The following is a 24246-nucleotide window of genomic DNA, read 5'->3' as shown; positions in this document are numbered from 1 at the left end:
ACCACATGCTCCACCGCTTGTGCGGGCCCCCGTCAATTCCTTTGAGTTTCAACCTTGCGGCCGTACTCCCCAGGCGGAGCGCTTAATGCGTTAGCTACGGCACTGGCGGGGTCGAGACCGCCAACACCTAGCGCTCATCGTTTACGGCGTGGACTACCGGGGTATCTAATCCCGTTCGCTCCCCACGCTTTCGCGCCTCAGCGTCAGTGGTAGGCCAGGGAGCCGCCTTCGCCACCGGTGTTCCTCCCGATATCAACGCATTTCACCGCTACACCGGGAATTCCACTCCCCTCTCCTACACTCAAGCCGCGCAGTTTGAGGAGCATTTCCTCGGTTGAGCCGAGGGCTTTAACTCCCCACTTACGCAGCCGCCTACGCGCGCTTTACGCCCAGTAAATCCGGGCAACGCTCGCCCCCTACGTTTTACCGCGGCTGCTGGCACGTAGTTAGCCGGGGCTTATTCGTCCGGTACCGTCAGAACTTCTTCCCGGACAAAAGCGGTTTACGTCCCGAAGGACTTCATCCCGCACGCGGCGTCGCTGCATCAGGGTTTCCCCCATTGTGCAAGACTCCCGACTGCTGCCTCCCGTAGGAGTCTGGGCCGTGTCTCAGTCCCAGTCCGGCTGGCCGTCCTCTCAGACCAGCTACCCGTCGCCGCCTTGGTAGGCCGTTACCCTACCAACTAGCTGATGGGCCGCAAGCCCCTCCCGAAGCCCCTTGCGGGTTTTACTCACACAGAGATGCCTCTGCGTGGGCACATCCGGTATTAGCAGCCCTTTCGAGCTGTTATCCCGGTCTTCGGGGCAGGTTGCTTACGTGTTACTCGACCGTTCGCCGCTAGGTTCGGAGCCGAAGCTCCTCCCCCCGCTCGACTTGCATGTCGCAGGCACGCCGCTAGCGTTCGCCCTGAGCCAGGATCAAACTCTCCATCGAAAATCTATACCTCTACCCATCCGGGTAGGGATTTGCGATGGCGTAAAGTCTTCGCCTGGCGTCCGACCTCAAGGCTTCTGCCCTCTGCCTAGTTTTCAAGGAGCTACCGTTCTCTCTATCGCGGATAATAATATACACCACATCTCCGCGATTTGTCAACGGTTCCAGCAAGATTTTTAAGGAAAATTTTTCCCCTCGCGGAGGAACTTTCCCCCGCGTCTCGCCAACCAGTATTATACCACAGTTTTCGCGTCATGCACGGGTTCGACAAAGAATTTTTTGTTCGACCGCTATCACGGCATCTCCACGATGTCGTCAAAGCCGATCCACGCGTAGGCACTACCATCTTCGGCATCTACCGCCTTGAAACGCACCACCCTCCCTTTTAAATCGGAAGTATCCTGCCTGTGGATGGTGCTCGTGCCCGTGCGTTCCGTCAGGCAAGGAAAAACCGCCGCCCGGTGCGTATTATCAGCAGGGGAGGGATGCTTATGATTCAACGTATCCTTCTGGCTACCGATGGTTCGGAAACCGCAATGAAAGCCACTCGTTGGGCAGCAGAGCTGGCGAAGACCTACGGGGCAAAGGTGACCGTGTTGCACGTGGTACACATTCCCGCTGCACTGGCAGGCTCCACCATACTGCCCGGTGGCGCAGCCGATGTAGCGGTGGTCACCCGTCTGATGGAACAGGCAGCGGAGGGTGTGCTCACAGTCACCACGCCCTTGCTGGAAGAGGCGCAGGTGGAGTATCAAACCCGCGTCGAGTACGGTCACACCGCAGAGACAATCGTGCAGGTCGCCGAGGAAGAAAACGTGGACCTGATTGTGATGGGCTCACGCGGGTTGACCGACGCCTCTGCTCTGCTACTGGGCAGTGTCTCCCACAAGGTGCTTCACGCCGTCCACGACAAGCCCGTGCTGATTGTGCGATGAGAGACGAACATACGCAGCGATGGCAACAACGTTATCGCGAATCGCCGCCCGACAAGATGCCCTGGCACCGCGAGCAACCAGCGGACTCACTGGTGGAGGCGGTGCGGCGCGGGCTGCTGCCGAAGGGCGTAACCGTTGACCTCGGCTGCGGCACCGGAACCGACCTGCTGTATCTTGCCCGACAGGGTTACGATGCTATTGGGGTAGACATCGCTGCCGAGCCCCTGCGGTTCGCGCGGGAGCGCATCCGCCAGGCAGGGTTGCAGATACCGCTCATCCAGGCGGATGCCCGCTTCCTGCCCTTCCGCGACGGCAGTATCGAGCTGATTTGCGACTCGGGATGCTTCCACTCTTTCGCGCCGGAGATTCGCCCCATGTATGCTCGCTCGGTAGCGCGGGTACTGAAACCCGGCGGCATCCTCTTCATGCGCGAATTTCACCACGACCAGCCCCAGCCTCCCGAAGGCGGCCCCTAACGGCTGAAGCTGGAGGAGTTCTCCGAGGTGTTCATACCGCTCTTTCGCTTCCTCAGCGTTGCAGAGGTCTACTACCCGGAGATGCCCCCGGACAGGCGCCGACTGCACGTCATCCGCCTGCAACGCAAGCAGTGGTCTGTTTGAGGTATAATCGGACAAACAGGCTGGGAGTGTACACGCAAAGCGGTGATGTTCTTACGCAAACTGGGCATTCTTTTCTTGCTGCTGCACGCTATGGTTGCCGTCTTCAGTCTGGCCGGCACCTGGGCGCTCTATAACCTGTCACAGATACCGGACTGGGATTACACCGCCGTGACCTTCTGGCTGGGCATCGCCAACGTGGTGACCGGCGTGCTTACCGCTGTGCTGGTGATGGCGCGCCGCGAAGGCTGGAGATCGACGTTGACCCTGCTGGTTCTGTGTATGGTGCTGGCGGGCGGTATGGAACTGCTGGGAACGGCAACGGGTATCCCCTTTGGCTCCTACTCGTATACTGACCTGCTCGGGCCCAAACTGCTGGGGCATGTTCCTTACCTGATCCCCCTCTCATGGATGATGATGCTGTACCCCGCCATGATGCTGACCGAAGCGCTGCAGCTGCGCCGATGGCTTCGCCCGTTCGTGGCAGGGTTCATCCTGACAATATGGGATTTCGCGATGGACCCGGCGATGACCACCGGCTTCGCCTACTGGCAGTGGCATACGGAAGGAGGCTTCTACGGGATGCCCTACGTCAACTGGCTGGGATGGTGGCTGACGGGCACGCTGGTGGCGGCGGTGTTCTGGAAGGTCGACCGTGAGTGGCGAGGAGAGTGGGAACCCGTTGCCCTTGCGCTTTACCTGATACAGGGGGCTTTCATGGCGGGGCTGGCGTGGCTGTATATGCGCCCCATGGCAACCGTGCTGTGGCTGGTGGCGGTCATCGCAGTGATGTGGCTGGTGTGGGCGAGACGACAGCAGAAGGCAACCGCCATGCAGGGGGTATCGGCATGACGCACGTCGTTATCGTCGGGGGAGGCATTGGCGGTTTGGCGGCGGCGGCGCGCCTGGCACACGCAGGCTACCGCGTTACCCTGCTGGAACAGCGTGCGCAGCTGGGTGGGCGTGTGGGACTGTTCGAGCGCGATGGGTTCCGCTTCGATACCGGTCCGACTCTGCTGATGATGCTGGACCCGCTGGAGAAACTTTTCCGCGACCTGCACCGTCGGCTGGAGGACTACCTGCAACCGGTGCTGTTGAACCCATCCTACCGCGTCTTCTACGCTGACGGCACACGCTTTGATTCCTCGCCATGCATCGCCAGCATGGTGCGCGAAATCGCACAGAAGATGTCCCCCTCGGATGTGCCCGGCTACCTGCGGCTGATGGCGGACCTTTCGGCAATGCTACACGACGTTGTGCCTGCGTTCGTGCGCCGCAACTACCGCTCCCCGTTTGACCTGTTGGGCGCAAGGCAAATCCGCTTGCTGGCGAAGCACCGTCTGCTGGCTAACCTGTACCGCCGCGTGCGCCGCTACACCCGCGACCCGCGCCTGCAGATGCTGGTCACCTTCCAGACCATGTATCTGGGGCTATCGCCGCTGCAGGCACCGTGGGTGTATGGCATCCTCACCTACATGGAATCGGGAGAAGGGGTGTGGTTTCCTCGCGGCGGGATGTACCAGCTGGTGCGTGCGCTGGAGACGCTGGCGCGCGAAGAGAACGTGCAGATCCGCACTGGCGAGCGCGTGGAAGAGGTGATGATCGAATCGGGGCGCGCAGTGGGAGTTCGCCTCGCCTCAGGTGAAACCATAAAGGCGGATGTGGTGGTGCTGAACACCGATGTGCCCACCGCCTACCAGAACATGCTGCCCCCCAGCAACCAGGCGTCCCGAAAGTGGCGCAACTCGTGCAGCGCGCTGGTGTTCCTAATCGGGTATAACGGCAAGCTGCCTGAGCTGCTGCACCACAACGTGCACTTCAGCGGGGACTTTGAACGCAACCTGCAGGAGATTTTCGTGCAGAAAACCGTGCCCGAAGACCCGTCGTTTTACACCTGCCTGTCGGTGCGCACCGAGCCATCCGATGCGCCTGAAGGCAGCGAAAACCTGTATGTGCTGGTTCCCGTGCCCAACCGTTCCGGACAGGACGCCACTGCTGTGAAAGACGAAGTACTGCAAAAGGTGCTGAGCCGACTGGAGCGAGAAGTGGGCTTGCGCCCGGAAGGTGTGCGTTTTGTCCATCACATCTCCCCTGCCGATTGGGAAGCGATGGGTTTGTGGCAGGGAGCCGCGTTCGGGCTGAGCCACGACTTCTTCCAGTCCACCTGCTTCCGCCCGTCGAACCGTGCCCCGTTCGATGGGGTATACTTTGTGGGCGCAAGCACGGTGCCCGGCAACGGCATCCCGATGGTGCTGATTTCTGCGGAACTGCTACAACAGCGGATCGAGCAGGAGACAGGCGTTCGAAGAGGCAAAGGAGTGAAATGATTGCCCACTGGGTGCTGCCCATCCTGCTGGTTCAGTGCGTGATTCTGCTGGCAAACCTCAGGCACTGGAGGCGGCGACATGTGCCGCTTGCGGTGGAACCCACACACCGCTTGCCGAAGGTGAGCGTGTTGATACCCGTCCGCAACGAACGACACCGCCTGCCGGGTCTGGTGCAGATGCTCCGTTGCCAGAAGCCTGCGCCTTTTGAGGTCATCCTGTGCGACGACGGTTCCGAAGACGGCAGTACCGAATGGCTGTGCGAAAACCTGCCGCCGTATCAACCGGGTGAACCGTTCGGCTGGTTCACCGCGCCACCCAAACCGCCCGAATGGGTTGGCAAGAACTGGGCATGTCATCAACTGGGCAGCCGCGCGCAGGGTGACTGGCTGCTGTTTCTGGACGCAGACCTGAGTTTGGACGAAACCAGCATCGCTTCGATGGCGCGGGTTCTGGCGGAGGGTGAACAGGCGCAGCTGGTCACCGCCGTTCCCAGCCTGCACGCAAGCAGTCTCCCCGTGGGTCTGTTGAAGCTGATGGTTCCGTTCTCTGTTTTCACCCTGCTGCCGCTGGCGTTCGCCGAGAAACACCCTCACCCTGCTTTCGGATTTGCCAATGGTCAGGTGCTGGCTTTCCCGCGCGAGTACTATCAGCGGGTGCAGCCACATCGCCTCGTACACAACGCCGTGCTGGAAGACGTACAGTTGGCACGTATGCTGAAGAAGCGGGGAGACAGGTTATGCATCCTCGACGGGCGAACTCTGTTTCGTGTCAGCATGTACGACACGTTGAGTGAAGCCGTGGACGGCTTCTCGAAGAACGGGGTTGCTATCTGCGGTTCGGTTTTCAGTGCGGTCGTGGTCGCCCTCGCACTGCTGGCGGTGTATCTCTTGCCGCTGGTGGAGGGCTTGCTGGTCGGGTTCACTGTCTGGCACGGCGTGGACACTCTGCTGAGCGCGATGCTGTTTGCCGCTTCGGGCTGGATGGCGGGCTTACCTGTATGGTATGGAGCGCTGTATCCGCTGAGCATCCTTATCGGCGAGTTCGTGCTGTGGCGCTCCGTCCTGTGGTACAGGCGAGGGAAGGTGCTATGGAAGGGGCGCGAATACCGGGTGCGCTGAAGGCGACGGGCAGGCTGGTGGCGGATGCCTTCATCTGCCGCAGTGTGGCTGCGCATTTTCAAGCGGTATACGCCCGGGTCACCGAGCCACCTGCTCGAGACCGCCCCGTCATCATCTTTGCCAATCACCATTACTGGTGGGACGGTTTTCTGTGTTACGTGCTGGGTAAACAGTGGAAACTGCCCCTGAGCATGTGGATGGAAGAGTGGAGGTGGTTTCCTCCTTTTTGGGCACTCGGCGCGCTTCCCTATCCGCCGGGCGATACGATGGCAAGGGCACGCACGATACGCCAGACGGTGCGCCTGCTACAGACCCCCCCGCGCGTGCTGTTCCTTTTTCCGGAAGGCGTTCTGCACGCTGGTTTTCACCTTCTTCCTTTCAAAAGGTCTCTGTTCTGGCTGGCTCAGCGCGTTCCTGAGGCGCAGGTGCTGCCGCTGGCTATCGTCATCAGCCCGACATTGCATCAGTACCCTCGCGCCTTCCTGCATCTGGATACCTCGTTCCAGGCGCACACCTGCTCTGCCGATGAATGGCTGCCAGAGGCGCACCAGAAAATGACGCAGCTGGTGGAATCTCTCCGTCAGGAGGCGGAGTGTCTGGACACGGTGGAGAAAACTCTACAGGCAGGTTTTAGCCAGCTGGTGAAGGGCAGGGCTTCGGTGAATGAACGGTGGTGGGCAAGGATGATGCCATGAGAGATGCGCATCTCGCGGCGGACTACCGCTATTGTCAGGCGGTACAAAGGCACTTCGGCAAGAGTTACTACTTCGCCACGCGCTTCTTCCCGCCGGAGGTGCGTAGACATATATATGCCCTCTATGCGTTTGTGCGCCTGCCCGACCAGTGGGTGGACGAGCCAGGCAGAGCGAACGCCGGTGAGATTGCCCGCCACATCGACGAATACGAACGCACCCTGCGACGCGCCCTCGCCGGGCAATGGGTGGATGAACCCGTGCTTCGCGCATTTGCCCATACGGCGAGAGTGTTCGAGATCCCCGAAAGGTATATGCACGATTTCCTGAATGCGATGCGCATGGACCTCTATCGCACCCGTTACCGCACCTATGCCGAGCTGCGGGATTACATGTGGGGCAGTGCCGCGGTGGTTGGCGCGATGATGCTGTGTCTGCTCCGCTGTCATGACGAGAAGCTCTTACCGCCCGCCACGCGCATGGGTGAGGCGATGCAAATGACCAACTTCCTGCGCGACGTGGGCGAGGACTGGCGCAGGGACAGGATTTACCTCCCGCAGGAGGACATGCGCCGCTTTGGCGTCACCGAGCAGGACATCGCACACGGCAGGCTGTCGGAGCCGGTCATCCAGCTGCTGCGTTTCGAGATAGAACGCACACGGGCACTCTATCGAGAGGCAGAGGCGGGTATACCCCTGCTGCCGAGGGAATACCGTTATCCCGTGCTGCTGGGCAGCCGCCTCTACGCCCGCATTCTCGATCGCATCGAAAGCAACGGCTACGACGTTTTCCGGCAAAGGGCACAGACTACCCTGCTGGAGAAGATGCGGATTGCCTGGCAATGCCGAAGGGAGATCGGCGGGTGAGACATAAACGGCGTTACGGGGTGCTGCTACCACACAGTCCCCGTGTACGGTAAGGACAACAACACCCCTCTCCCGAAGCTTCGGGAGAGGGGCTGGGGGTGAGGGTTCACGTCAAGGCACTTCCACGCGCACGCGGCGGGTTACAAAGCCGTCGTCGGTTCTGGTGCGCACGATGAAGATAACCGTGTCGCCCGACTTTTTTGCCGAGACGATGCGGTGTACCTCATCCACGCTGTTTACCCGCTGTCCATCCACCTGCAGTATCACATCGCCGACAGCCAGACCCGCATCGTCCGCCGCGCTACCGGGCACCACCTCGGTAATCACCACACCCTGCGTATCCCGCGGAAGCCTGAAACGCTCCACGAGATCGGGCGTGAGTCGCTCAATGCTGATGCCCAGTTTGCGTCCGCTCTCCTGCGGCTGCTCACGCTGTCGTGTCTGTCCGTCAACCTCTGGAGCTTCGCCTACCTTCACACGCAGGGTCATCTCACGCCCATTGCGCACGATTTTCACCGGCACGACCGTACCCGGCTCGGTACGGGCAACCAGATCGCGGAAGTCCACCTCACCCTTGACCGGCTTGCCGTTGTACTCCACCACCACGTCTTCAACCTGAATACCTGCCTGCGCCGCCGGCGAGCCTTCCGTCACTGAGGTAATCAGCGCACCCTGCTTCACCTTCAGCCGCTGTGCATCATCGGGCGTAACGTCGGCAGGCATCACTCCAAAGAAGCCACGCACCACCTTGCCGCGCGTGATAAGCTGTTCCATCACGAAGCGAGCGGTGTTAATCGGCACGGCAAAGCCGATTCCGGCAAAACTGCCTGTCGGCGACTCGATGGCAGTGTTGATACCGATGACCTCGCCTCGAATGTTCAACAGCGGACCGCCCGAGTTGCCCGGGTTTATGGAGGCGTCGGTCTGGATGAGGTTCGGGTAGTAGCGTTGTCCCTGCGAGATGCTGCCGATGGCCTCGCGACGCTGCAGTGCGCTGACAACGCCAACGGTCATTGAGTTCTGCTTATCGAAGGGGCTTCCCAGCGCAATCGCCCACTGCCCCACGCGCACCGTGTCGGAATCACCCAGCCGAGCCGTGGGCAAACCGGTGGCGTTCACTTTCACCACAGCGATGTCGCTGCGGAAGTCGCGCATCACTTTGCCTTCCAGCCTGCGCCCATCGCTGAGTACGACCTCCACGCGCTCTGCGCCAGCCACCACGTGGTCATTGGTCAGGATATAGCCGTCGCTCCGCACGATGACACCGGAGCCGACGCCCCGCGTCGGTATCGGTACTGTTTCAGGAGCGCGGCCGCCTCGGCGGAATTCGAAGGGGAACGGAAAATCATCCGGTATCTCCAGGCGAAGATTGGGACGATTGACAGTCTTGCGTGCGTAGATGGTCACCACCGCCGGAGATACCTCCTCCGCGACCCGCACGAACGCGCTTTCCATCATCTCTGCCGCGCTAAGCGCGTCCGCTTTCGAGATACTGGCTGTAGCAGACACCGGGCGCGCGCCGCCCTGCGCCAGCGTAACCACAGGCTTTTGGAAAGCGGTTCCGAGGAACGCACCCAACGCCACGCTGAACAGAATCATCACAGTAAAGACCCACGCCCGAGGCTGAGTCATCATGGTTGACATCCCTCCTTGTGTGCATGGTATGGGAATGGAAGCGGAGGCACGTTTTCTGCCTCCGCCATACTGTCTCACCGATAATATCGGACGGAGACCAGCGAAGCCCGGTTATCATACGGGTACAGTGGGATCTCTGCTGGCACAAACGGTTGCTGCCGAAGATGCAGTTTGCCAGAGAGGTAGGCATCCAGAGTGGCATGGTCTATTTCGTTGGCTATGCCTGGTGCAGTGGCGATGTCTCGCTCCGACGGCGTTCGCGCCTGTACGCCAAAGTACCATACTCCCACTGCAATCGCCCCCAATGCAGCTGCCAGTGCCAGTGGGCGAACCAGCTGTCTGGGCAGGATGAAACGCCACCTGTTCGCAGGAGCAGAGGCGCCAAGCACCCTCTCTACCAAACGGTCTTCGAGAGAAGCAGACGGAGCCACCATGGGCATCTCACTGAGCAGACGCTTGACCTGAAGCAGAGTAAGGTATTCGCGACGGCAATCTGAGCATCCATCCAGATGCCTCTGGATGGCAAGCATATCGACACCCGATAGCTCTCTATCGATGTAACAAGAGAGCAAGTTCTGCACTTTACCGCAGTTCATCATTCAGTCACCTCTCCACGCGCTTTAGCTTGCTGGTACGCTTCGATGCGTTGGCGAAGAAACCGCCTGCCGCGATGCAAGCGTGAGCGTACCGTGCCCAGCGAACAACGCATCGCCTCGGCAATCTCTTCGTAAGATAACCCCTGAATGTCTGCCAGTATCACCGTCGTTCGGAAATCGGGTGGCAGAGCATCCAGAGCGCGCTGGATGTAGTCCTCCAACTCCTCCGACATCACAATCGTTTCAGGATTCGCAGCTGCATCGGGTATCTCCAGCTGCACATCTCTGTCTGAGTCCTGGATATTCAGCGGCTGGTCTAATGATTGCACCTGCAGTTTCGGTCGCCGACGCAGCATATCGATAAAGGCGTTATTAACGATGCGGTACATCCAGTTCTCAAAAGGCATATTCCGATTGTACCGGTCAAAGAACCGGAACGCACGGATAAACGCCTCTTGCGTCAGGTCCTCCGCATCGTCTCTGTTGCCGGTCAGGCGGTAGGCAATGTTAAACACCGTCCGATGATGACGGCGCATGAGCGTTTCAAACTCCGCTCGCGCATCCTGCCAGCCGGCAGTTACCTCTTTGGTCCATTCCATTCTGGGTTGTCCTCCTGTTGGTTATTACGCCCTTGCTATGCGCATCGGTTCCCAAATATTTAGACTCACCGCCGCGCTTTTCGTTGCGCGGCGGTGTCCTTCTCACTCCTCTTTGGGGGCTGGTACTGGTTCCAGCAGCATCTCTTTGGTGTAGATGAAGTCGCTGCGCTGGTAATCGGCGAGTTCGTAGTCGTCTCGCAGCACGATGGCGCCCGTCGGGCACGCCTCCTGACAGTATCCGCAGAAGATACACCGCAACATGTTGATTTCATAGCGCACCGCGTATCGCTCGCCCGGCGAGTAGCGCTGCTCATCGGTGTTTTCGGCTGCCTCCACGTAGATGCAACGGGCGGGACACGCGCCCGCACACAGGGAACAGCCGATGCATCGCTCCAGCCCGTTGTCGTAGCGACGCAGCACATGTCGCCAGCGCGTGCGCGGATACATCGGTCGCTTCTGTTCTGGATACTCCACCGTAATCGGCTGCTGGAACGGCGGCTGATGTCGGAAGGTGATGCTCAACCCCTGTGCCAGAGGAAGCACCGTTTTCACAAATCGCCTGGCAACCTGTGTGATCATCCGCTGGATACCTCCGTACGCTTCAGGAGAGGCAGTTCGACAATCATCCCATGATGTTGCTGGCGAATCTTGCGCTGTAACTGCAACAAACCGTAAAGCAAGGCGTCGGGTGACGGCGGGCAACCCGGCACGTACACGTCCACCGGCACTATTTGGTCCACTCCTTGCAGGATGGCGTAGTTATTGAACACCCCTCCGCAGGAGGCACACGCCCCCATCGAGATAACCCACTTGGGGTTGGGCATCTGGTCGTACAGCTGGCGCAAGACGGGACCCATCTTCTTGGACACCCGCCCCGCCACAATCATCACGTCCGCCTGCCTCGGGCTGGGGCGAAACACCTCCGAACCGAAGCGAGAGATGTCGAACCGTGCCGACACGGTGGACATCATCTCGATAGCGCAACACGCCAGCCCGAAGGTGAGAGGCCAGAGGCTGTTCACGCGCCCCCAGCGCACCAGGTCTTCCAGCTTCGCCAGCAGGATATTGCCTTGCTGTTGCAAGCCGGGTATCTGCGGCGTGGTGGAATCATGCGCGGCTATCTCCACAATGCGTTTTGCCATCGTCGCGCTCCTTTTCCGCTTTATTCGCAGCGCACCGAAATGCGCGTTTGCAGGGTATCGTGTGAATTATACCTTTTTAGCACAGCTAGATTCTACCTGAAATCAAAGTTCACCATTAGAACGGCAGCGACTGCCCCACTCCCTGCGCCAGCGCTTTGCGGTAGACGACATGAGCCACCGCCACATCTTCCAGCGCTACCCCGAGGCTCTTGAACAGCGTGACTTCGGCGGGGTCCGTGCGTCCTGGCACACGTCCCGCCACGATGTCCGCCAGTTCTATCACCTGCCGCCAATTCAGTTTGCGCGCCTCGATAGCGGTAATCAGCTCTCCCGCTTCGATGCGTGCCTGCTCTTTGTCGTCAACAGCCACGGTGTGGCATCGTGCAAACACGCAGACATCCAGCTCACGACGCGAGAAGGCGTTTGCACCGATAGCGTTGACATGCGTGCCCTCGTCCAGCCACTCCCCGAACAATACCGGTTCGCGTGCTGTAGTGGCGCACACGACGATCGCGCTTCCGCGCGTGGCTTCTTCGGCGGTATCTGCTGGCACCACCGAGATGCCCAGCCTCTGGCTCATCATCTCGGCAAAGTCTTCGCGCTTCTCCGGGTGGCGTGAATACACTTTCACGCGAGCCACAGGGCGCACCGCACATATCGCTTCCACCTGCGTTTGAGCCTGCCAGCCTGCGCCGATGATACCCAGCGTGCGGGCATCGTGCCTTGCCATGTAGCGGGTCGCCACCCCCGACGCCGCACCTGTGCGTATCTGCCCCAGCCGGTCCGCTTCCATCACACACAGCAGGTTTCCATTATCCGCGTCGTAGAGGAAGAAGAGAAAGCGCGTTTTGGGGGCGAAAGAGGCGTATGCCTTGAAGCCAAACACGCCCTCCCCCAGCAACGCTGCGCTCATGATGTGGAACACGCCATCGGGCAGGTAGAGGCGCTGGCGCGGGTTATTCAGCACTTCCGCCTGCCCCTCTGCCGCGAAAGCCCGCTCTACCGCGTCCAGCGCCTCCGGTACCGTGAGCAAATGGTGTACCTGTGCCTCAGTCAGGAAAAACGCCATCCTCGCTGCCCTCGGACTACCCCATGCACACTTGCCTATTCGCGTTCTTCCATGGGTACCCACTTGCACTCCCGTGGTCCCACATACTCCGCACGCGGGCGAATCAGCCGGTTGTCTTGCAGCTGCTCCATGACATGAGCAGCCCATCCCACAACGCGGCTGCTGGCAAACAGGGGGGTAAACATGTCTACAGGAATGCCCAGCATATATTGCACCGATGCCGAGTAGAAGTCCACGTTGCAGTATAGCCCCTTCTCCCGCAACATCACCTCTTCGACCTTTTCGGAAATCTCGTACCAGCGCAGATTGCCCTGCCGCTCGCCGAGCTGGCGAGACAGGCGTTTCAGGTGCTTGGCACGGGGGTCTTCGGTCTTGTACACGCGGTGTCCGAACCCCATCACGCGCTGCTTTTGCAACAGCAGTCCCTTGACGTACTCCTCGGCGCGGTCGGGCGTGCCGATATCGATCAACATTCGCATGACACGCTCATTGGCTCCGCCGTGCAAAGGTCCCGCTAATGCGCCAATCGCGCCTACCACCGCCGAGTACATATCCGACAGGGTGGAGGTAATCACCCGCGCGGTGAAGGTCGAAGCGTTAAACTCATGGTCCGCCTGCAAAATCAAAGCCACATCCATCGCCCGCACGCTCAGGGCATCTGGCTCCGTACCCGTCAGGGTATACAGGAAGTTTGCCGCATGGCACAGATTGGGATTGTTCTTCAGCGGCAGCTCGCCGCTGCGGATGCGCTCGATGGAGGTAATGATGGTCGGGATACGCGCGGTTAGACGGATGGCTTTGCGCAAATTCGCATCTGGCGAGCTGTCGTCTGCATCCGGGTCATACAGGTCCAATACCGAAACGAGCGTGCGCAGCAACTGCATGGGCTTGGCGCGCGGCGGAAGGTCAAACAACAGCTTCATGACCTGGGCGGGGAGCTCCCGGTTGGCAATCAGCTGCTCGCACAAATACTGATACTCCCTCTTGTTAGGCAGCTTGCCAAACCAAAGGAGGTAGATGACCTCTTCGAAGGTCGCATGCTCCGCCAGGTCGTCGATGTCGTAACCCCGGTACAGCAGTTTCCCGGTCTGTCCGTTCACATCGCTGAGGGCGGAAGTACCCGCGACGACATCTTCCAGTCCCTTTGATACCATCATGGTTGCCATCTCCGTTGTTGTCACACCTCGTGCCGATATTTCACGAGGCTATCATGCTGTAGGCATTTTACATCTCGAAGGCTTCAAGAGTCAATAGAGCGAACTACCATGTCTCGGGCTCCACTGTCTCCTCGCAGTCGATGCCCGCGCCGTACTCGTGCTTAAAAGGTGGCTGCGAAGTACCGGGCTGACTCCAGCGATGATTATTTCGGGCAAACGGCAAACGGTCTGGATAGGTGTCGTTACCCCCAGTATCACAGAACAGTCCCAGACAGATTGCCCGCTCGCGCAGAGTACCACGCGCACCGATGCTGCTGCGCCCCAGAGTGATGGAGGGCGCCACCTCGTAACGGTCATCTCCCAAAGCCTCCCAGAAGATGCCGATGCCGTTGGCGTTGCCGCCGCCCAGACTGAGGTTGGGGGCACGATAGAGGTCATTGCCACCAAGCTCGATCAGCCAGCCGAGCGAGAAGTCGTGTCCTGCCCCCTGCGCCATGCTGACGTTGTGCTTATCGCTTTGCGGGGAGGGGAAGTCCAGCGTCTGGTCGTCGGCGATGTAGCGGTCGCTTCCAGAGACGTCCAGCAGCAGTCCGTAGCCCTTCGTGCCGCCATAGCCCTGCGCCATGCTGAAACAGCGATAGCGGTCGTCGCCCGCGGGGTCTATGAGCAAGCCAATGCCCCAGGTCGCGCTGCCCTGTCCGCTGGTGTAGCACTCGTAGCGGTCGTTACCCGCCGCATCCACCAACACTCCCACCCCGAAATGCGCCTCACCCTGCGTCACACGGAGTGCGGTGTAGACATCGTCCCCCTGCAGGTCCAGCACGAAGGCGTAGCCCATCACTGCCCCACCGATGCAAGGCGAGACGGCGCGGTGCTTACGGTCGGGAGTTTTCTCGATGCCTCGCGAGGCGATTTGCCTGTCTTGCAGGTGGAGGTCGTTTCCCTGCAGGTCGATCACGACGGTGATCGGATGGTCTGCGGAGCGGTTACCCCCCACATCGAGGTAGGTGTCATTGCCACCCATGTCCAGAATCAGCAAATAGTTTTCGGGCTGGTAGGTATCCGTCCCCCTACTGCGCAGGGCGATAATGCCCCACGGGGTGGGGATATCCACCGAGAAGTTTGCCGTGCCCTGCACCGCCTGCAGTTCCGTCGCCACCCGTTCGCTAACCAGCAACAGGTCGTGCGCCCCAGCAAACAACGCCTTCAGGTCCGTATGGCGCATCAGGTACCAGTAGGCGGTATTGTCTATACTTTGCAGCTGCTCGGAAGCGTCCAGCGACCGGCACAGCATCGTGTACAGCGATGAAGGTTTTTGCTGCGCAAACACCTCCCGAAACGCCAGGTCGCGCCATGGCCATGCTTCCACCATAGTCAGTAACAGGTAGGCAACAGGTTTCTGTACCGACATGGGTATCGTTGCCAGTGGTTTGCTCCATGCGGCTCCTTGGGGTACCTTCTGCCCGGCGGCGAGGTAAACCGCTTCGATAGCCTCATACAGAGGTTGTTTGAACGCATCTGCCCGACGCTTCTGCTGTTCGGTAGGGTCGCTGATGAGGGTGCGACGTGTACCTTCGGACAGGCGAAGGCTGGCAGACGACAGCAAGTTTGCCCCGCTTCCTGCATTTTGTATAGCGTCCCTTCTCAGCGTTCCGACTACGAAAGGCACACGCCACGGGTCGAGATGGAGGCTGTCGAAGAAGGGCAAGCGATAATCACCGCCGCCGTAGAGCTGCAGGTCGAGTGGATGGAAACGCGCCCGCTCCTTGCTCAGCCCGACCTGCGCCAGGGCGTCATCGAACGCATCCGCACTCGCCAGTACAGGCAGGAATAGGTTGATAACGACGAGTAAGTACCATAGAGCAGCACGCATTGGCTTCCTCATGACGTGTGGTTGTATTCCTCTTTCTGGGGGACAACGGGCATGTCCTGCCTGCAGATAGAGATACGGGAGGCTGAACCAGCAGATGCCCCTGCGCTGGCGCGCCTTTATGTGGAGGCGTTCGGCTCGAAGCTGCAGTGGGCGTTCGGGAAATATGCCGACGCCATGCCAGCCATCGTGCTGGAGCTGTTGTTACACGACCAGATGCGTTTAAGCGAAGCACTGGTTGCGGAAGCCGATGGTCAGGTTGCGGGCATGGCGGTGTTGAGGCGCGACCACAAACACCGTGTCCGATGGCTGAAAGTGTGGCAGATAGTACGACGGCATGTGGGGGGATGGCGCGTTTTCACCGCAACCTTCATCATGGCTGCCATGTGCAGCAACCTGTGTACGCCCACCCGTTCGTATCTCGAGGCGCTGGCGGTGGATCCGCACTATCGGGGGCAGGGCATCGGCACGCTGTTGCTGGAAAGGTGCTTTGAGGAGTCACAGCGAGCTGGCAAGCGTGAAATCTCTCTGCACGTCGTGGACACCAACCCTCGCGCCAGGCAGCTGTATGAGCGCATGGGTTTTCGCACGCTGCGCACGGAACGCTTCGCATGGTTTGCCTCACGCTGGATGGGCTTCAGCGCACAGGACTACATGGTGCGACCGCTGTAAAATGCCGGATGGCTACGCCCTCGGATGGTGCTTCGTGTACACTTCGCGCAGGTGGTCGATGCTTACCCGGGTGTAGATTTGGGTGGTGTTGATGCTGGCGTGCCCCAACATCTCCTGCACCACGCGCAGGTCTGCTCCTCCTTGCAACAGATGCACGGCAAACGAGTGGCGCAGGGTGTGCGGGCTGACAGGACGCGAGATACCAGCCTGCTGCACATACTGCTTCAGCCTCAGCCAGAACTGCGTGCGCGATAGCGGGGTGCCCCGCTCACTGAGAAAAAGGTAGTCCTCGCTGCGTTTGCCGAGCAGACGAGGGCGCGCGAGGCGCAGGTAATCCTGGATTGCGGATTTGGCGCTATCCCCGAAAGGCACCCATCGCTCCTTTGCCCGCTTACCAAACACACGCACGAAGCCTTCCTGCAGGTCGACGTCCTGCAAGCGCAAACCGACCAGCTCCGAAACGCGCAAGCCCGCCGCATACGCCAGCTCCAGCATCGCCCGGTCGCGCAGTCCGATGGGGGTTCGGGTATCCGGTTGAGCAAGCAGGCTGTCCACCTCGCGGCGTGAAAGGGCGTTGGGCAGTTTGCGGGGGAGGCGAAAGGCGGAAACGGAGGCGGCTGGCTCTTCGGGCAAAAGGCCTTCCTGCCGCAGGAAGCGTGCAAATGCCCGCGCGGCACACAATTTGCGCTCGATGCTCACCTCTGCCAGTCCCTGTTTACGCAAATGCTGTGCGAAAGCCAGCAGACCGTCCTCGCCCAGAGATTCTCGCAGCGCAAACCCCCGTTTTCCGGCAAACGCGGCGAGCTGTTGCAGGTCGCGCGAGTAGGCGTCCTGCGTGTGGGCAGAGGCGCCCCGCTCCACACGCAGGTAGTGCAGGAATCGGGCAATGTATTCGTTCATCTGGCTGCTGGCTGACCGATGCGAGGCTGGGGGTTCCTGATGATGCCCAGCGCCCAGCGGATACCTCCCAGAATATGCTGCTTGTACCACTCGCTTTCGATAACATCCTCACGATGTCCCAGCCCGGTGTAGAAGACACGTCCCTTGCCGTAGGGTTTACACCATATCAGCAGGTAATCGCCGGGCTGGCCAGCCTGCGGGTGACCGTCGGGCGGATGCCTGTCCATTGAACCCAGCACGTGCAGTTTCGCACGGTCATTGTTCTTGAACTCGTAGATTTCGTCGAAGACGCGAAATCGGGGCGCCAGGTGCGTCATGGCCGGGTGTTTCGCATCTTCTACAATCACCTCGACTTCACACTGCGCGCCGTGCGTGAGAAACTCACCGCCCAGCATCTCGATAAAAGCAGGCTCATCGTGGTAGGTGTCTGCTGCGGCATGAATACCGATGACCCCTTTCCCGGACTTCACCCAGTTCAGAAACGCCTGCAGGTCGGGGATGCCGATGTTGCCGGTGGTGTTGGAGAATATCACGCCATCGTACTTCTTCAGCGCTTCCGGCGACATCATCTGCTTCACATCCTCGGCAGTGCGGCAGTAATCTACCGTGAATTGCCCCGACTTTTCGGCAAGCTCTGCGATCACTTTGTCGAAGCTCTTGATGGCTCCCTCGTGACGAAAGCCCGCCGTATGCGACACCACCAGCAGGCGTTTCTTCGCCTTAGCAGAAGTCCCCGCCCGCTGGGCATCGGCGGGAGTGGTGGACACTATGACCAGCACGCAAATCGCCACTAGCAACCACATTGCGTTCATCTCTCTGCCTCCCCTGCTGTTGAAAGGTACGTTAACTTTCGCTTCTGGACAAAGAACTCCTGCAGACCACATATCCAGCATCGGCAGGCTTTCTCACTCAAAAACCCGCACAATTACCAGCTCGCAACGCTATCAGGGTGTTGTACAATGTGTTACTACTTCTCGGAAAGGAGGGTTTTTGCTCATGAAGCGCATGTCGCATATGCTGGTAGTGCTGGCACTCGCTTTCATGCTGGCACTGGATGCTTCCGCACAGGTTCGGATTTATGACACCATCTACAATGCGGCGGGCACAGACTATGAACTGACCGGACTGACCTTTACCGGCGTATTGCCACGCTACCGCATCGCAGATGGGTTGGGGGTAAGCCTGTCGGTGCCTCACTACCTGAATCGCTTGGACTTCGTGCTGGTCGTCGCTACTGCGGGCACGTTTACCGACCTGAGCGCGGAGATTGCGGTCTACAATGCATGGGACCCGAACGCCCCGGGCTCGGTCTTTAGCAACCTGGCGACGTCGGTCACTGTGCCGCTGGACGACGTGACCACGACTGGCGCGACCGCCTATATCTATCAGGTCTCGATACCGTCGGGAGTGGTGCTGGACACGAACCCGAACAAGGGTGTGGTAATCACCTTGCGGCGTGGCGGCGTGCTGGATAACAACCTGTCGCTGGGCATCGTGAACCGCTTGCCCAATCCCGGCAGTGAGGTTGTTGCCGACCTGTGGTACCGCGACGCCAACGACAACGGCATCATTGAGGCTACCGACGCGCGAACCTTTGGTGGCGGGCGCGACTTCGACAACGTGGCGTTGACGCTGTGGGCGACGCCTGTGCCCGAGCCGGCAAGCTTCTTAGTCATCGGGGCGGGGTTGGCTGGTTTAGCCGCCCTTCGCCGCCGCCGCTAGTGGATTGAGGGGCTACCGACAACGGTAGCCCCCTAGTCCCTCGGCATGGTGACCGCTATCGCCACGTTTCGCAGGTACTTCTCGGCGAGGCGCAACACGTCTTCCCGCTTGACCGCCGCGACTCTGTCCGCAAATTGCCGGTCGAACTGGTAACCCAGCCCGATACACTCATACCAGCCGAGAAAGTAAGCGCGGTCGCGCACCCGTTGATGACGCAACGCATACGAGCCAATCACCAGTCTCTTTGCCCGTTCCACTTCCTGTTCGGAGGGAGGTTCCGTGCGCACCGACTGCATCTGCTGAACCAGTGCTTTCTGCACGTCGTCCACTATCAGCACGGGTATCCCCCCAGCACTAATCCGATAGGGCGCAATCTCCACGAAGCCCAACAGGCAGCTTCCCCCGGACAGGGGCGGATAGAAGGAACCTATCTCGTAGCCGATTCCCGAGGCGTCTCGCAGGTTGGTGAAGATACGTGAGCTTTTGCCCCTGCCCAAAATGGCGTCCAGCACCGTCAGCGCGGGATACTCGGCGGAGGTGATGCCCGGTACGGGATAACCTGCCATGATGTATGCAGTGTTGCCCGCCTGCTCGCGTACTTTGCTCAGCGATTCCCGAAGAGGCGTCCAGGTGAGGTTGGGACGACGCACCGCACTGCGCGCCTCCCAGCTGCCAAACAGCGTGGTGAACTTTTCTACCACCCGTTCCGCAGGCACGTTGCCCACCACCACAATAACCAGATTGTCGGGTGTGTAGAAGCGGCGGTGAAAATCCTGCAGGTCCTGAGGCGTAGCCCGCTGGATATAAGCGGGGTCACTGCTGAACGGATAAGCGTACGGATGTTCGGGCGGATACAACAGCGTTCGCAACGCCATAAAGGTACTTCGGAACTTGATGTTTCGCTCCGCCTGCGCCTCTGCCAGTGCTTCTTGCTTTGCCCTCTCCACCACCTCTGGTTCGAACTGTGCGTTCTTCACGCCCTCCGCCAGCAACCAGGCGGCGTCGTCAAAAGCCTCGGCAACGGTGGTGATGGAGATTTGCGTATAATCGGGTTGCCAGTAAGCGCGCACCTCGCCGCCTACGCGCTCGATCTCCTGCGCAAGGGTCTGCATGGTCTCGTTCGTCGTGCTGCCGAACAGGCTGCGCGACACCAGCAAGCCGATGCCGCGTTTGTCCTCTGGCTCCGCCCATACGCCGACTTTGAGGAACGCCTCCAGCGCCACCACCCGCGCGGATGGCTCATGGGACACCACAATCACCATGCCGTTGCTCAGGATACGCTTCACCGGCTCAGAATGGGAAGCCTGGCTGATGTGAACGAGCACGACAACATAGGTTATCGGCACAAGCAAACCCTTCAGGCTCTTTCTCATGAGCAGCATCCTTATTATGACTTGCTAGAACAATTCGCCGTTGTTGGGGTAATCCCTGCCACAGTCACAGGCTTAAGAGGCGAGCCCTACAGCGCGACGGAGGGCAACGATCTCTTCGTCGGTGAGGTATCTCCATGCGCCAACGGGCAATTGGTGCAGCGTGAGGTGCCCAAACCGTTCGCGGTGCAGGCGTACGACCGGGTGCCCGACCGCCATGCACATCCGTTTCACCTGTCGCTTGCGCCCCTCGTGAATGGTCAGGCGCAACAGGGTGGTTCTGCGACCGGCAAGATACCGCACCTTCTGCACCTGCGCGGGAGCGGTCATGCCGTGTTCCAGTAGGACGCCCTCCCGCAGGCGTCGGACCGCTTCTTCGCCCACTTCGCCACGCACCTCCACCAAATAGGTTTTCGGCACCCCATAGCGCGGGTGCGTTAGACGATACGCCAGCTCACCTTCATCGGTGAGCAGCAGCGCTCCTGTGATATCGGCGTCCAGACGACCGACCGGAAAGACAGCAGCGGTGACGCCTTGCAGCAAGTCCATCACCGTGCGAGCGGCGTGTGCATCGCGGCGGGTGGTAACCACGCCTGCCGGCTTGTGCAGCAAGATGTAGGTGTGTTCTTCGGACAGTTGCACCCGCTTGCCGTCCACTTCAATCACGTCGCACTGCGGGTCAGCCTGCACGCCCAGTTGCGTTACCACCTGCCCGTTTATGCGCATGCGCGCCTGCAGGATAAGCTGTTCGCACGCCCGCCGCGAACCATACCCCGCCTGCGCCAGGATTTTCTGCAACCGTTGCGGACGCTCACTCATCGCCTATTTCGCCGAAGTGGCGCACCAGCACACCAAAGTCAAACAGCGTCACCTCTGCATCACCGTCTAAGTCGGCATCCGGGTTCCAGTTGCTGTCGCCCGGAACACTGCCAAACGCCGCCACCAGACCGCCGAAGTCAAGCAGCGTCACCTCGTTGTCCCCGTTAGTTAGCGAGGCGTTCACACCGCCCACTTTCGCACCGCTCACCCTCACGTTGCGCACCACCTTGCGCAGCCAGTGGCTCGCCTTGAACGCCAGGTCGTAATTGCCGTTCGGGACATCGGGCAGAGAATAGTTGCCTGCGCTGTCTACATAGTGCGTCACCGTGCGAAGCGGGTCGGTGCTACCCGCGTTGCGCAACTGCACCACTATCGGCACAGCGGTGACATCTCCGCCCCAGTCGCCCAGCTCCACCTTCCCGCTGATGGTGTAGGTGCGCACAATCGGGCGTGCGGGACCGCCGGAGGTCGTCCACCAGTCAAACACTACCCACACTTGACCAAATCCAGTCCCAGTATGCCATCTGCCCCTGCATCTTCGAGCCGTTCTGGGTGACCGTTCCCTGCCAGACCACGTCGGTGTTGCCCACGCCGGGGATGTTGGCGACGCCGGAGAAGGACATGGTGTCTCCATCCATCCTGCCGGAGATGGTGTATTGCCCCAGCGGGTTGTTGTTGGGGGGCAGGCATTGCACCCGGCCGGTCAACTCGCCGGTGGTGGTGTTTTGGATGAAGAAGCGGATGTTTCCGTCGAACACGAAGCCGTAGTAGACGTCACGGATTTGCACTGTCCAGTAGGTGTTGGAGATGTCCTAGTTGGGTGGCGCGGCGAGGGTGGGTATCGCCAGCGCTAGAAGCAGTAGCCAGAGGTGTCGTTTCATGGTTGCAACCTCCTTTCCTCATGTTCTCCAGTTATTGGACGTTTTCAATCTACAGAGAGGTTACCTCTTCAAACAGCCTCCACACAACAGATGATTGATCACAGAGGCGGTGCACATCGGTCGTCGGCTGCCCGCGACGCCTAGATGCCTCTACGCAAACTGGCATACGCCGAACAGAAAACCTCTCCCCATAGTGTCCATCACATAGAAATCTCCCACTCGATGCCCATCCAGCTCAAACGCGGTGAACTGGCGTCGGGTAGCGGTCTCCACCACAATCACCCTGTCGATGTAGCGATAGCCAGGGAATGAACGGTATTCATTTCTGCATGACAGTAACGCCCATCGTCCATCATTGGAAACGTCCAGACCGAAAATGTCATCCCATTGGTGCTGCTTGGCGGAGAGGGCTATCCTTCGCCGTCCATCGCGCCACTGTACCACTACCTGCTGCCGTTTCTTCCTTTTGCTTGTGTCGTAAACCTCTTTGTCGGAAACAACCAGACGCACCTGACCGTTTCGAGAGTAGGCATGTCCTCTTGTACTACCTACGCCGCCCACACGGAACCGTCTGTTCAACAGGTACCAATCGGTGTTCAGACGGCGCACCTCTTGGGCGGATAGCTTTTTCTGCTTGCCTGTATAGGTGTCTATCTGGTAGAAGAGGCGGGAGGGCTTCACTCCTTTGCTCCGTCCTTGATCAGGCTGGTCTTGTTCGTACCACACGTGGCGGCTATCCGGATACCAGCCGAAGTTCATAGCACGTCCCTTTGCGAGCACTACAGGGCGGTTGTCAGGCAAGCTAAACAAGACGAAGTTGCCAGCCTCACCAACGGGTATACGAAGTTGATGACCAAACAAGTGACGTCCGTTGGGTGAGAACAGGCACTGGTAGTACTGCTGGTAATTGGAGAGAGCCGTCAACTCGCCGCGCACTATATCACCAAGCCAGGTACACTCAGATAGCACGTAGAGGTACCGCCTATCAGGAGACATCTGGACATCTCGATTGTAAAAGTCAGTTACAGTGAATAGCTGCCTGCTCTGCCAACGCCCGCCCTCGAGGCGCGCAAGAGTGATATATGCTTTGCCAATCGGTTCGCCAGTGAAGACCAGCAGTTCGATGGGTGGTGGAGCAATCATTTTGCTATCCCTCCCTATGACATCCCACTTATCGCGCGAGGTCAATAGAGATTATCTCACGGTAGTAACGGGTGTATCGACCTCCCTCCCCCACTCTCTCATCCAGAACGAATATAGGATTCTGCTGGAGACTGGGAAAGACACCGGCGCTACCTGGCTGATCGGAGAGATCTTCTGTCCAGCGTTGCCATGAGAAAGAACCATTCCGGTAGCGATACACCTCTGCTGGTTGCCCTAAATCTACGCCAAAAATAAGAGGGTCGTAGTCAACACCTACGCCGATAATAAATGAGTCGCTGCGTGCGTATCCTCTACTCCCAACCGCTTGCCTTCTTTGGGCGATAGAGTGCACGCGGCGAACCCTTACACCTTCTCCAGTTGCTGGGACTGACGGCGCGAAGCCAACATAGGTGTGCGAGAACGCTGCGTCCTCGGCGAATAGGTCGTAAGCGCGGACGCTCAATGTCGTCAACTTTACCCAGAATAGCCCAAATGGAAAGTAAACCGGGTTCAATTGTATGTCGACGTAGTAACCGAATAAGCCATTCGAACTGTCGTAGAGGATGTGATTCCTAGGATTGCGAGGGTCTCCACCCAGCACAGGCTGCCCGTTGGGCGTCCGGGTGAGGCTAGGCACAAGATAGGGTTGCCAGCGGGGATATGAAATCCCTTGACGCCCTGCGGCGTGGAACATCAAGCCACCCTCCATGTCCGTTCCTGGAAAGGCGATACCAAAGTAGATACAAGGTGTATCCTCGGTTGGTTCTCCTCCCACTTTATAGGTGCTGTTGATATAAATATAGACGTTGCCGAAGTTGGGGTCGATAACGGGAGGCAAGTAAAACGAGGCTCGTGCCCCTACGCACTGCGCACCTGAGTCCGTCCGCACCCGTCGGTATGGTCCGGTATGCGTGTTCTCCAGAGCTTCTGTTCTCGTGCGGGTTAGAGGAACCTCTAAACCCTGGTAGTTAATGCTGCTTGTTTCACTGTGGTAAATCCCTGGGGGTGCCGTCACTACAGGGTAGCCGAACGAGTCCTCTGTGTAGTATCGCCCATCAGGAGCCAGGACATCAAGCTGCCCCTGCGGCACATTCCCGATGACAGCCCGAACCGCCCGCAAGATGCTGGCTGCATCCCCCGTATCCCACGGTATCGCCCCCACATGCGGAACCGCGCTATCCTC

At 59.6% G+C, this 24246-nt stretch carries 24 protein-coding genes and 1 rRNA gene; 8 read left to right on the top strand and 17 right to left on the bottom strand.

Translation table 11 applies throughout. From position 1 onward, the window contains the following. Window positions 1-933 (bottom strand): 16S ribosomal RNA (locus K6U75_15410); the annotation flags it as partial. A 293-nt stretch (window positions 934-1226) separates the two neighbouring features. Continuing rightward, complete coding sequence (locus K6U75_15405; GenBank protein MCL6476430.1) at window positions 1227-1433, bottom strand: hypothetical protein; 207 nt, start codon at window positions 1431-1433, stop codon at window positions 1227-1229. On the opposite strand from K6U75_15405, the gene K6U75_15400 reads away from it, so the two are divergent. The 6 genes from K6U75_15400 (at window position 1425) to K6U75_15375 (ending at window position 7488) form a co-directional block, all read left to right on the top strand. Beyond that, window positions 1425-1868: a universal stress protein gene (locus K6U75_15400; protein MCL6476429.1), complete on the top strand. Its 444-nt coding sequence runs from the start codon at window positions 1425-1427 to the stop codon at window positions 1866-1868. The genes K6U75_15405 and K6U75_15400 overlap by 9 nt on opposite strands. After that, the gene (locus K6U75_15395) at window positions 1865-2344 is read left to right on the top strand and encodes a class I SAM-dependent methyltransferase (protein ID MCL6476428.1); all 480 of its coding nucleotides are present in this window, start codon (window positions 1865-1867) and stop codon (window positions 2342-2344) included. The genes K6U75_15400 and K6U75_15395 overlap by 4 nt, the downstream gene beginning before the upstream one ends. A gap of 872 nt (window positions 2345-3216) precedes the next feature. Then, entirely contained in the window at window positions 3217-4812 is a 1596-nt protein-coding gene (gene crtI / locus K6U75_15390) for a phytoene desaturase (protein ID MCL6476427.1), read from the top strand. Continuing rightward, window positions 4809-5930 carry a glycosyltransferase gene (locus K6U75_15385; GenBank protein MCL6476426.1) on the top strand — a complete coding sequence of 374 codons (1122 nt, stop codon included), beginning with the start codon at window positions 4809-4811 and terminating at the stop codon, window positions 5928-5930. The genes crtI and K6U75_15385 overlap by 4 nt, the downstream gene beginning before the upstream one ends. Beyond that, window positions 5900-6625 carry a 1-acyl-sn-glycerol-3-phosphate acyltransferase gene (locus K6U75_15380; GenBank protein ID MCL6476425.1) on the top strand — a complete coding sequence of 242 codons (726 nt, stop codon included), beginning with the start codon at window positions 5900-5902 and terminating at the stop codon, window positions 6623-6625. The genes K6U75_15385 and K6U75_15380 overlap by 31 nt, the downstream gene beginning before the upstream one ends. Next, on the top strand, window positions 6622-7488 hold the full coding sequence (locus K6U75_15375; protein MCL6476424.1) for a phytoene/squalene synthase family protein: 867 nt from the start codon (window positions 6622-6624) through the stop codon (window positions 7486-7488). The genes K6U75_15380 and K6U75_15375 overlap by 4 nt, the downstream gene beginning before the upstream one ends. 111 nt (window positions 7489-7599) lie before the next feature. Here K6U75_15375 and K6U75_15370 read toward each other — a convergent pair whose 3' ends face one another. From K6U75_15370 to K6U75_15335, 8 genes are all read right to left on the bottom strand, one after another. Further along, the gene (locus K6U75_15370) at window positions 7600-9123 is read right to left on the bottom strand and encodes a Do family serine endopeptidase (GenBank protein MCL6476423.1); all 1524 of its coding nucleotides are present in this window, start codon (window positions 9121-9123) and stop codon (window positions 7600-7602) included. A 74-nt stretch (window positions 9124-9197) separates the two neighbouring features. Continuing rightward, window positions 9198-9722, bottom strand: a complete 525-nt coding sequence (locus K6U75_15365) for a zf-HC2 domain-containing protein (protein MCL6476422.1) — start codon at window positions 9720-9722, stop codon at window positions 9198-9200. Next, entirely contained in the window at window positions 9719-10318 is a 600-nt protein-coding gene (locus K6U75_15360; GenBank protein ID MCL6476421.1) for a sigma-70 family RNA polymerase sigma factor, read from the bottom strand. The genes K6U75_15365 and K6U75_15360 overlap by 4 nt, the downstream gene beginning before the upstream one ends. Window positions 10319-10420: 102 nt before the next feature. Then, window positions 10421-10897: an NADH-quinone oxidoreductase subunit NuoI gene (gene nuoI / locus K6U75_15355; protein MCL6476420.1), complete on the bottom strand. Its 477-nt coding sequence runs from the start codon at window positions 10895-10897 to the stop codon at window positions 10421-10423. Then, entirely contained in the window at window positions 10894-11460 is a 567-nt protein-coding gene (locus tag K6U75_15350) for an NADH-quinone oxidoreductase subunit B (GenBank protein ID MCL6476419.1), read from the bottom strand. The genes nuoI and K6U75_15350 overlap by 4 nt, the downstream gene beginning before the upstream one ends. Window positions 11461-11575: 115 nt before the next feature. Next, the gene (locus tag K6U75_15345; protein ID MCL6476418.1) at window positions 11576-12529 is read right to left on the bottom strand and encodes an ornithine cyclodeaminase family protein; all 954 of its coding nucleotides are present in this window, start codon (window positions 12527-12529) and stop codon (window positions 11576-11578) included. Window positions 12530-12564: 35 nt separating this feature from the next. Next, window positions 12565-13686 carry a citrate synthase gene (locus K6U75_15340; protein MCL6476417.1) on the bottom strand — a complete coding sequence of 374 codons (1122 nt, stop codon included), beginning with the start codon at window positions 13684-13686 and terminating at the stop codon, window positions 12565-12567. A 103-nt stretch (window positions 13687-13789) separates the two neighbouring features. Then, window positions 13790-15559, bottom strand: coding sequence for a hypothetical protein (locus tag K6U75_15335; GenBank protein ID MCL6476416.1), 1770 nt, complete (start codon window positions 15557-15559; stop codon window positions 13790-13792). Window positions 15560-15610: 51 nt separating this feature from the next. Between K6U75_15335 and K6U75_15330 the strand changes: the two genes are divergently transcribed. Next, complete coding sequence (locus K6U75_15330; GenBank protein ID MCL6476415.1) at window positions 15611-16228, top strand: GNAT family N-acetyltransferase; 618 nt, start codon at window positions 15611-15613, stop codon at window positions 16226-16228. Between the two features lie 12 nt (window positions 16229-16240). On the opposite strand, the gene xerD is transcribed toward K6U75_15330, so the two are convergent. Then, on the bottom strand, window positions 16241-17128 hold the full coding sequence (xerD, locus tag K6U75_15325) for a site-specific tyrosine recombinase XerD (GenBank protein ID MCL6476414.1): 888 nt from the start codon (window positions 17126-17128) through the stop codon (window positions 16241-16243). Next, window positions 17125-17940: a ThuA domain-containing protein gene (locus tag K6U75_15320; GenBank protein MCL6476413.1), complete on the bottom strand. Its 816-nt coding sequence runs from the start codon at window positions 17938-17940 to the stop codon at window positions 17125-17127. The genes xerD and K6U75_15320 overlap by 4 nt, the downstream gene beginning before the upstream one ends. Window positions 17941-18169: 229 nt before the next feature. Between K6U75_15320 and K6U75_15315 the strand changes: the two genes are divergently transcribed. Beyond that, entirely contained in the window at window positions 18170-18850 is a 681-nt protein-coding gene (locus tag K6U75_15315; protein MCL6476412.1) for a PEP-CTERM sorting domain-containing protein, read from the top strand. A 32-nt stretch (window positions 18851-18882) separates the two neighbouring features. On the opposite strand, the gene K6U75_15310 is transcribed toward K6U75_15315, so the two are convergent. The 5 genes from K6U75_15310 to K6U75_15290 form a co-directional block, all read right to left on the bottom strand. After that, window positions 18883-20223: an insulinase family protein gene (locus tag K6U75_15310; protein ID MCL6476411.1), complete on the bottom strand. Its 1341-nt coding sequence runs from the start codon at window positions 20221-20223 to the stop codon at window positions 18883-18885. Window positions 20224-20295: 72 nt separating this feature from the next. Then, window positions 20296-21039, bottom strand: a complete 744-nt coding sequence (locus K6U75_15305; GenBank protein ID MCL6476410.1) for an rRNA pseudouridine synthase — start codon at window positions 21037-21039, stop codon at window positions 20296-20298. Then, window positions 21032-21535: a carboxypeptidase-like regulatory domain-containing protein gene (locus K6U75_15300; GenBank protein MCL6476409.1), complete on the bottom strand. Its 504-nt coding sequence runs from the start codon at window positions 21533-21535 to the stop codon at window positions 21032-21034. The genes K6U75_15305 and K6U75_15300 overlap by 8 nt, the downstream gene beginning before the upstream one ends. Further along, on the bottom strand, window positions 21519-21827 hold the full coding sequence (locus K6U75_15295; protein MCL6476408.1) for a hypothetical protein: 309 nt from the start codon (window positions 21825-21827) through the stop codon (window positions 21519-21521). The genes K6U75_15300 and K6U75_15295 overlap by 17 nt, the downstream gene beginning before the upstream one ends. 243 nt (window positions 21828-22070) lie before the next feature. Further along, window positions 22071-23063 carry a hypothetical protein gene (locus K6U75_15290; protein MCL6476407.1) on the bottom strand — a complete coding sequence of 331 codons (993 nt, stop codon included), beginning with the start codon at window positions 23061-23063 and terminating at the stop codon, window positions 22071-22073. Between the last annotated feature and the right edge of the window lie 1183 nt (window positions 23064-24246).

The sequence above is a fragment of the Bacillota bacterium genome (assembly GCA_023511455.1).
Lineage (GTDB): Bacteria > Armatimonadota > HRBIN16 > HRBIN16 > HRBIN16 > HRBIN16.
The sequence above is the reverse complement of the archived record's forward strand: the minus strand, read 5'-3'. Positions and strand labels throughout refer to the sequence as shown.

Bases quoted from the DNA above. Each gene is read 5' to 3' on its own strand.
- K6U75_15400 (MCL6476429.1), top strand. From the start codon at position 1,425: ATGATTCAACGTATCCTTCTGGCTACCGATGGTTCGGAAACCGCAATG.
- K6U75_15395 (MCL6476428.1), top strand. From the start codon at position 1,865: ATGAGAGACGAACATACGCAGCGATGGCAACAACGTTATCGCGAATCG.
- K6U75_15385 (MCL6476426.1), top strand. From the start codon at position 4,809: ATGATTGCCCACTGGGTGCTGCCCATCCTGCTGGTTCAGTGCGTGATT.
- K6U75_15380 (MCL6476425.1), top strand. From the start codon at position 5,900: ATGGAAGGGGCGCGAATACCGGGTGCGCTGAAGGCGACGGGCAGGCTG.
- K6U75_15375 (MCL6476424.1), top strand. From the start codon at position 6,622: ATGAGAGATGCGCATCTCGCGGCGGACTACCGCTATTGTCAGGCGGTA.
- K6U75_15370 (MCL6476423.1), bottom strand. From the start codon at position 9,123: ATGATGACTCAGCCTCGGGCGTGGGTCTTTACTGTGATGATTCTGTTC.
- K6U75_15365 (MCL6476422.1), bottom strand. From the start codon at position 9,722: ATGATGAACTGCGGTAAAGTGCAGAACTTGCTCTCTTGTTACATCGAT.
- K6U75_15360 (MCL6476421.1), bottom strand. From the start codon at position 10,318: ATGGAATGGACCAAAGAGGTAACTGCCGGCTGGCAGGATGCGCGAGCG.
- nuoI (MCL6476420.1), bottom strand. From the start codon at position 10,897: ATGATCACACAGGTTGCCAGGCGATTTGTGAAAACGGTGCTTCCTCTG.
- K6U75_15350 (MCL6476419.1), bottom strand. From the start codon at position 11,460: ATGGCAAAACGCATTGTGGAGATAGCCGCGCATGATTCCACCACGCCG.
- K6U75_15345 (MCL6476418.1), bottom strand. From the start codon at position 12,529: ATGGCGTTTTTCCTGACTGAGGCACAGGTACACCATTTGCTCACGGTA.
- K6U75_15340 (MCL6476417.1), bottom strand. From the start codon at position 13,686: ATGATGGTATCAAAGGGACTGGAAGATGTCGTCGCGGGTACTTCCGCC.
- K6U75_15335 (MCL6476416.1), bottom strand. From the start codon at position 15,559: ATGCGTGCTGCTCTATGGTACTTACTCGTCGTTATCAACCTATTCCTG.
- K6U75_15330 (MCL6476415.1), top strand. From the start codon at position 15,611: ATGTCCTGCCTGCAGATAGAGATACGGGAGGCTGAACCAGCAGATGCC.
- xerD (MCL6476414.1), bottom strand. From the start codon at position 17,128: ATGAACGAATACATTGCCCGATTCCTGCACTACCTGCGTGTGGAGCGG.
- K6U75_15320 (MCL6476413.1), bottom strand. From the start codon at position 17,940: ATGAACGCAATGTGGTTGCTAGTGGCGATTTGCGTGCTGGTCATAGTG.
- K6U75_15315 (MCL6476412.1), top strand. From the start codon at position 18,170: ATGCTGGCACTGGATGCTTCCGCACAGGTTCGGATTTATGACACCATC.
- K6U75_15310 (MCL6476411.1), bottom strand. From the start codon at position 20,223: ATGAGAAAGAGCCTGAAGGGTTTGCTTGTGCCGATAACCTATGTTGTC.
- K6U75_15305 (MCL6476410.1), bottom strand. From the start codon at position 21,039: ATGAGTGAGCGTCCGCAACGGTTGCAGAAAATCCTGGCGCAGGCGGGG.
- K6U75_15290 (MCL6476407.1), bottom strand. From the start codon at position 23,063: ATGATTGCTCCACCACCCATCGAACTGCTGGTCTTCACTGGCGAACCG.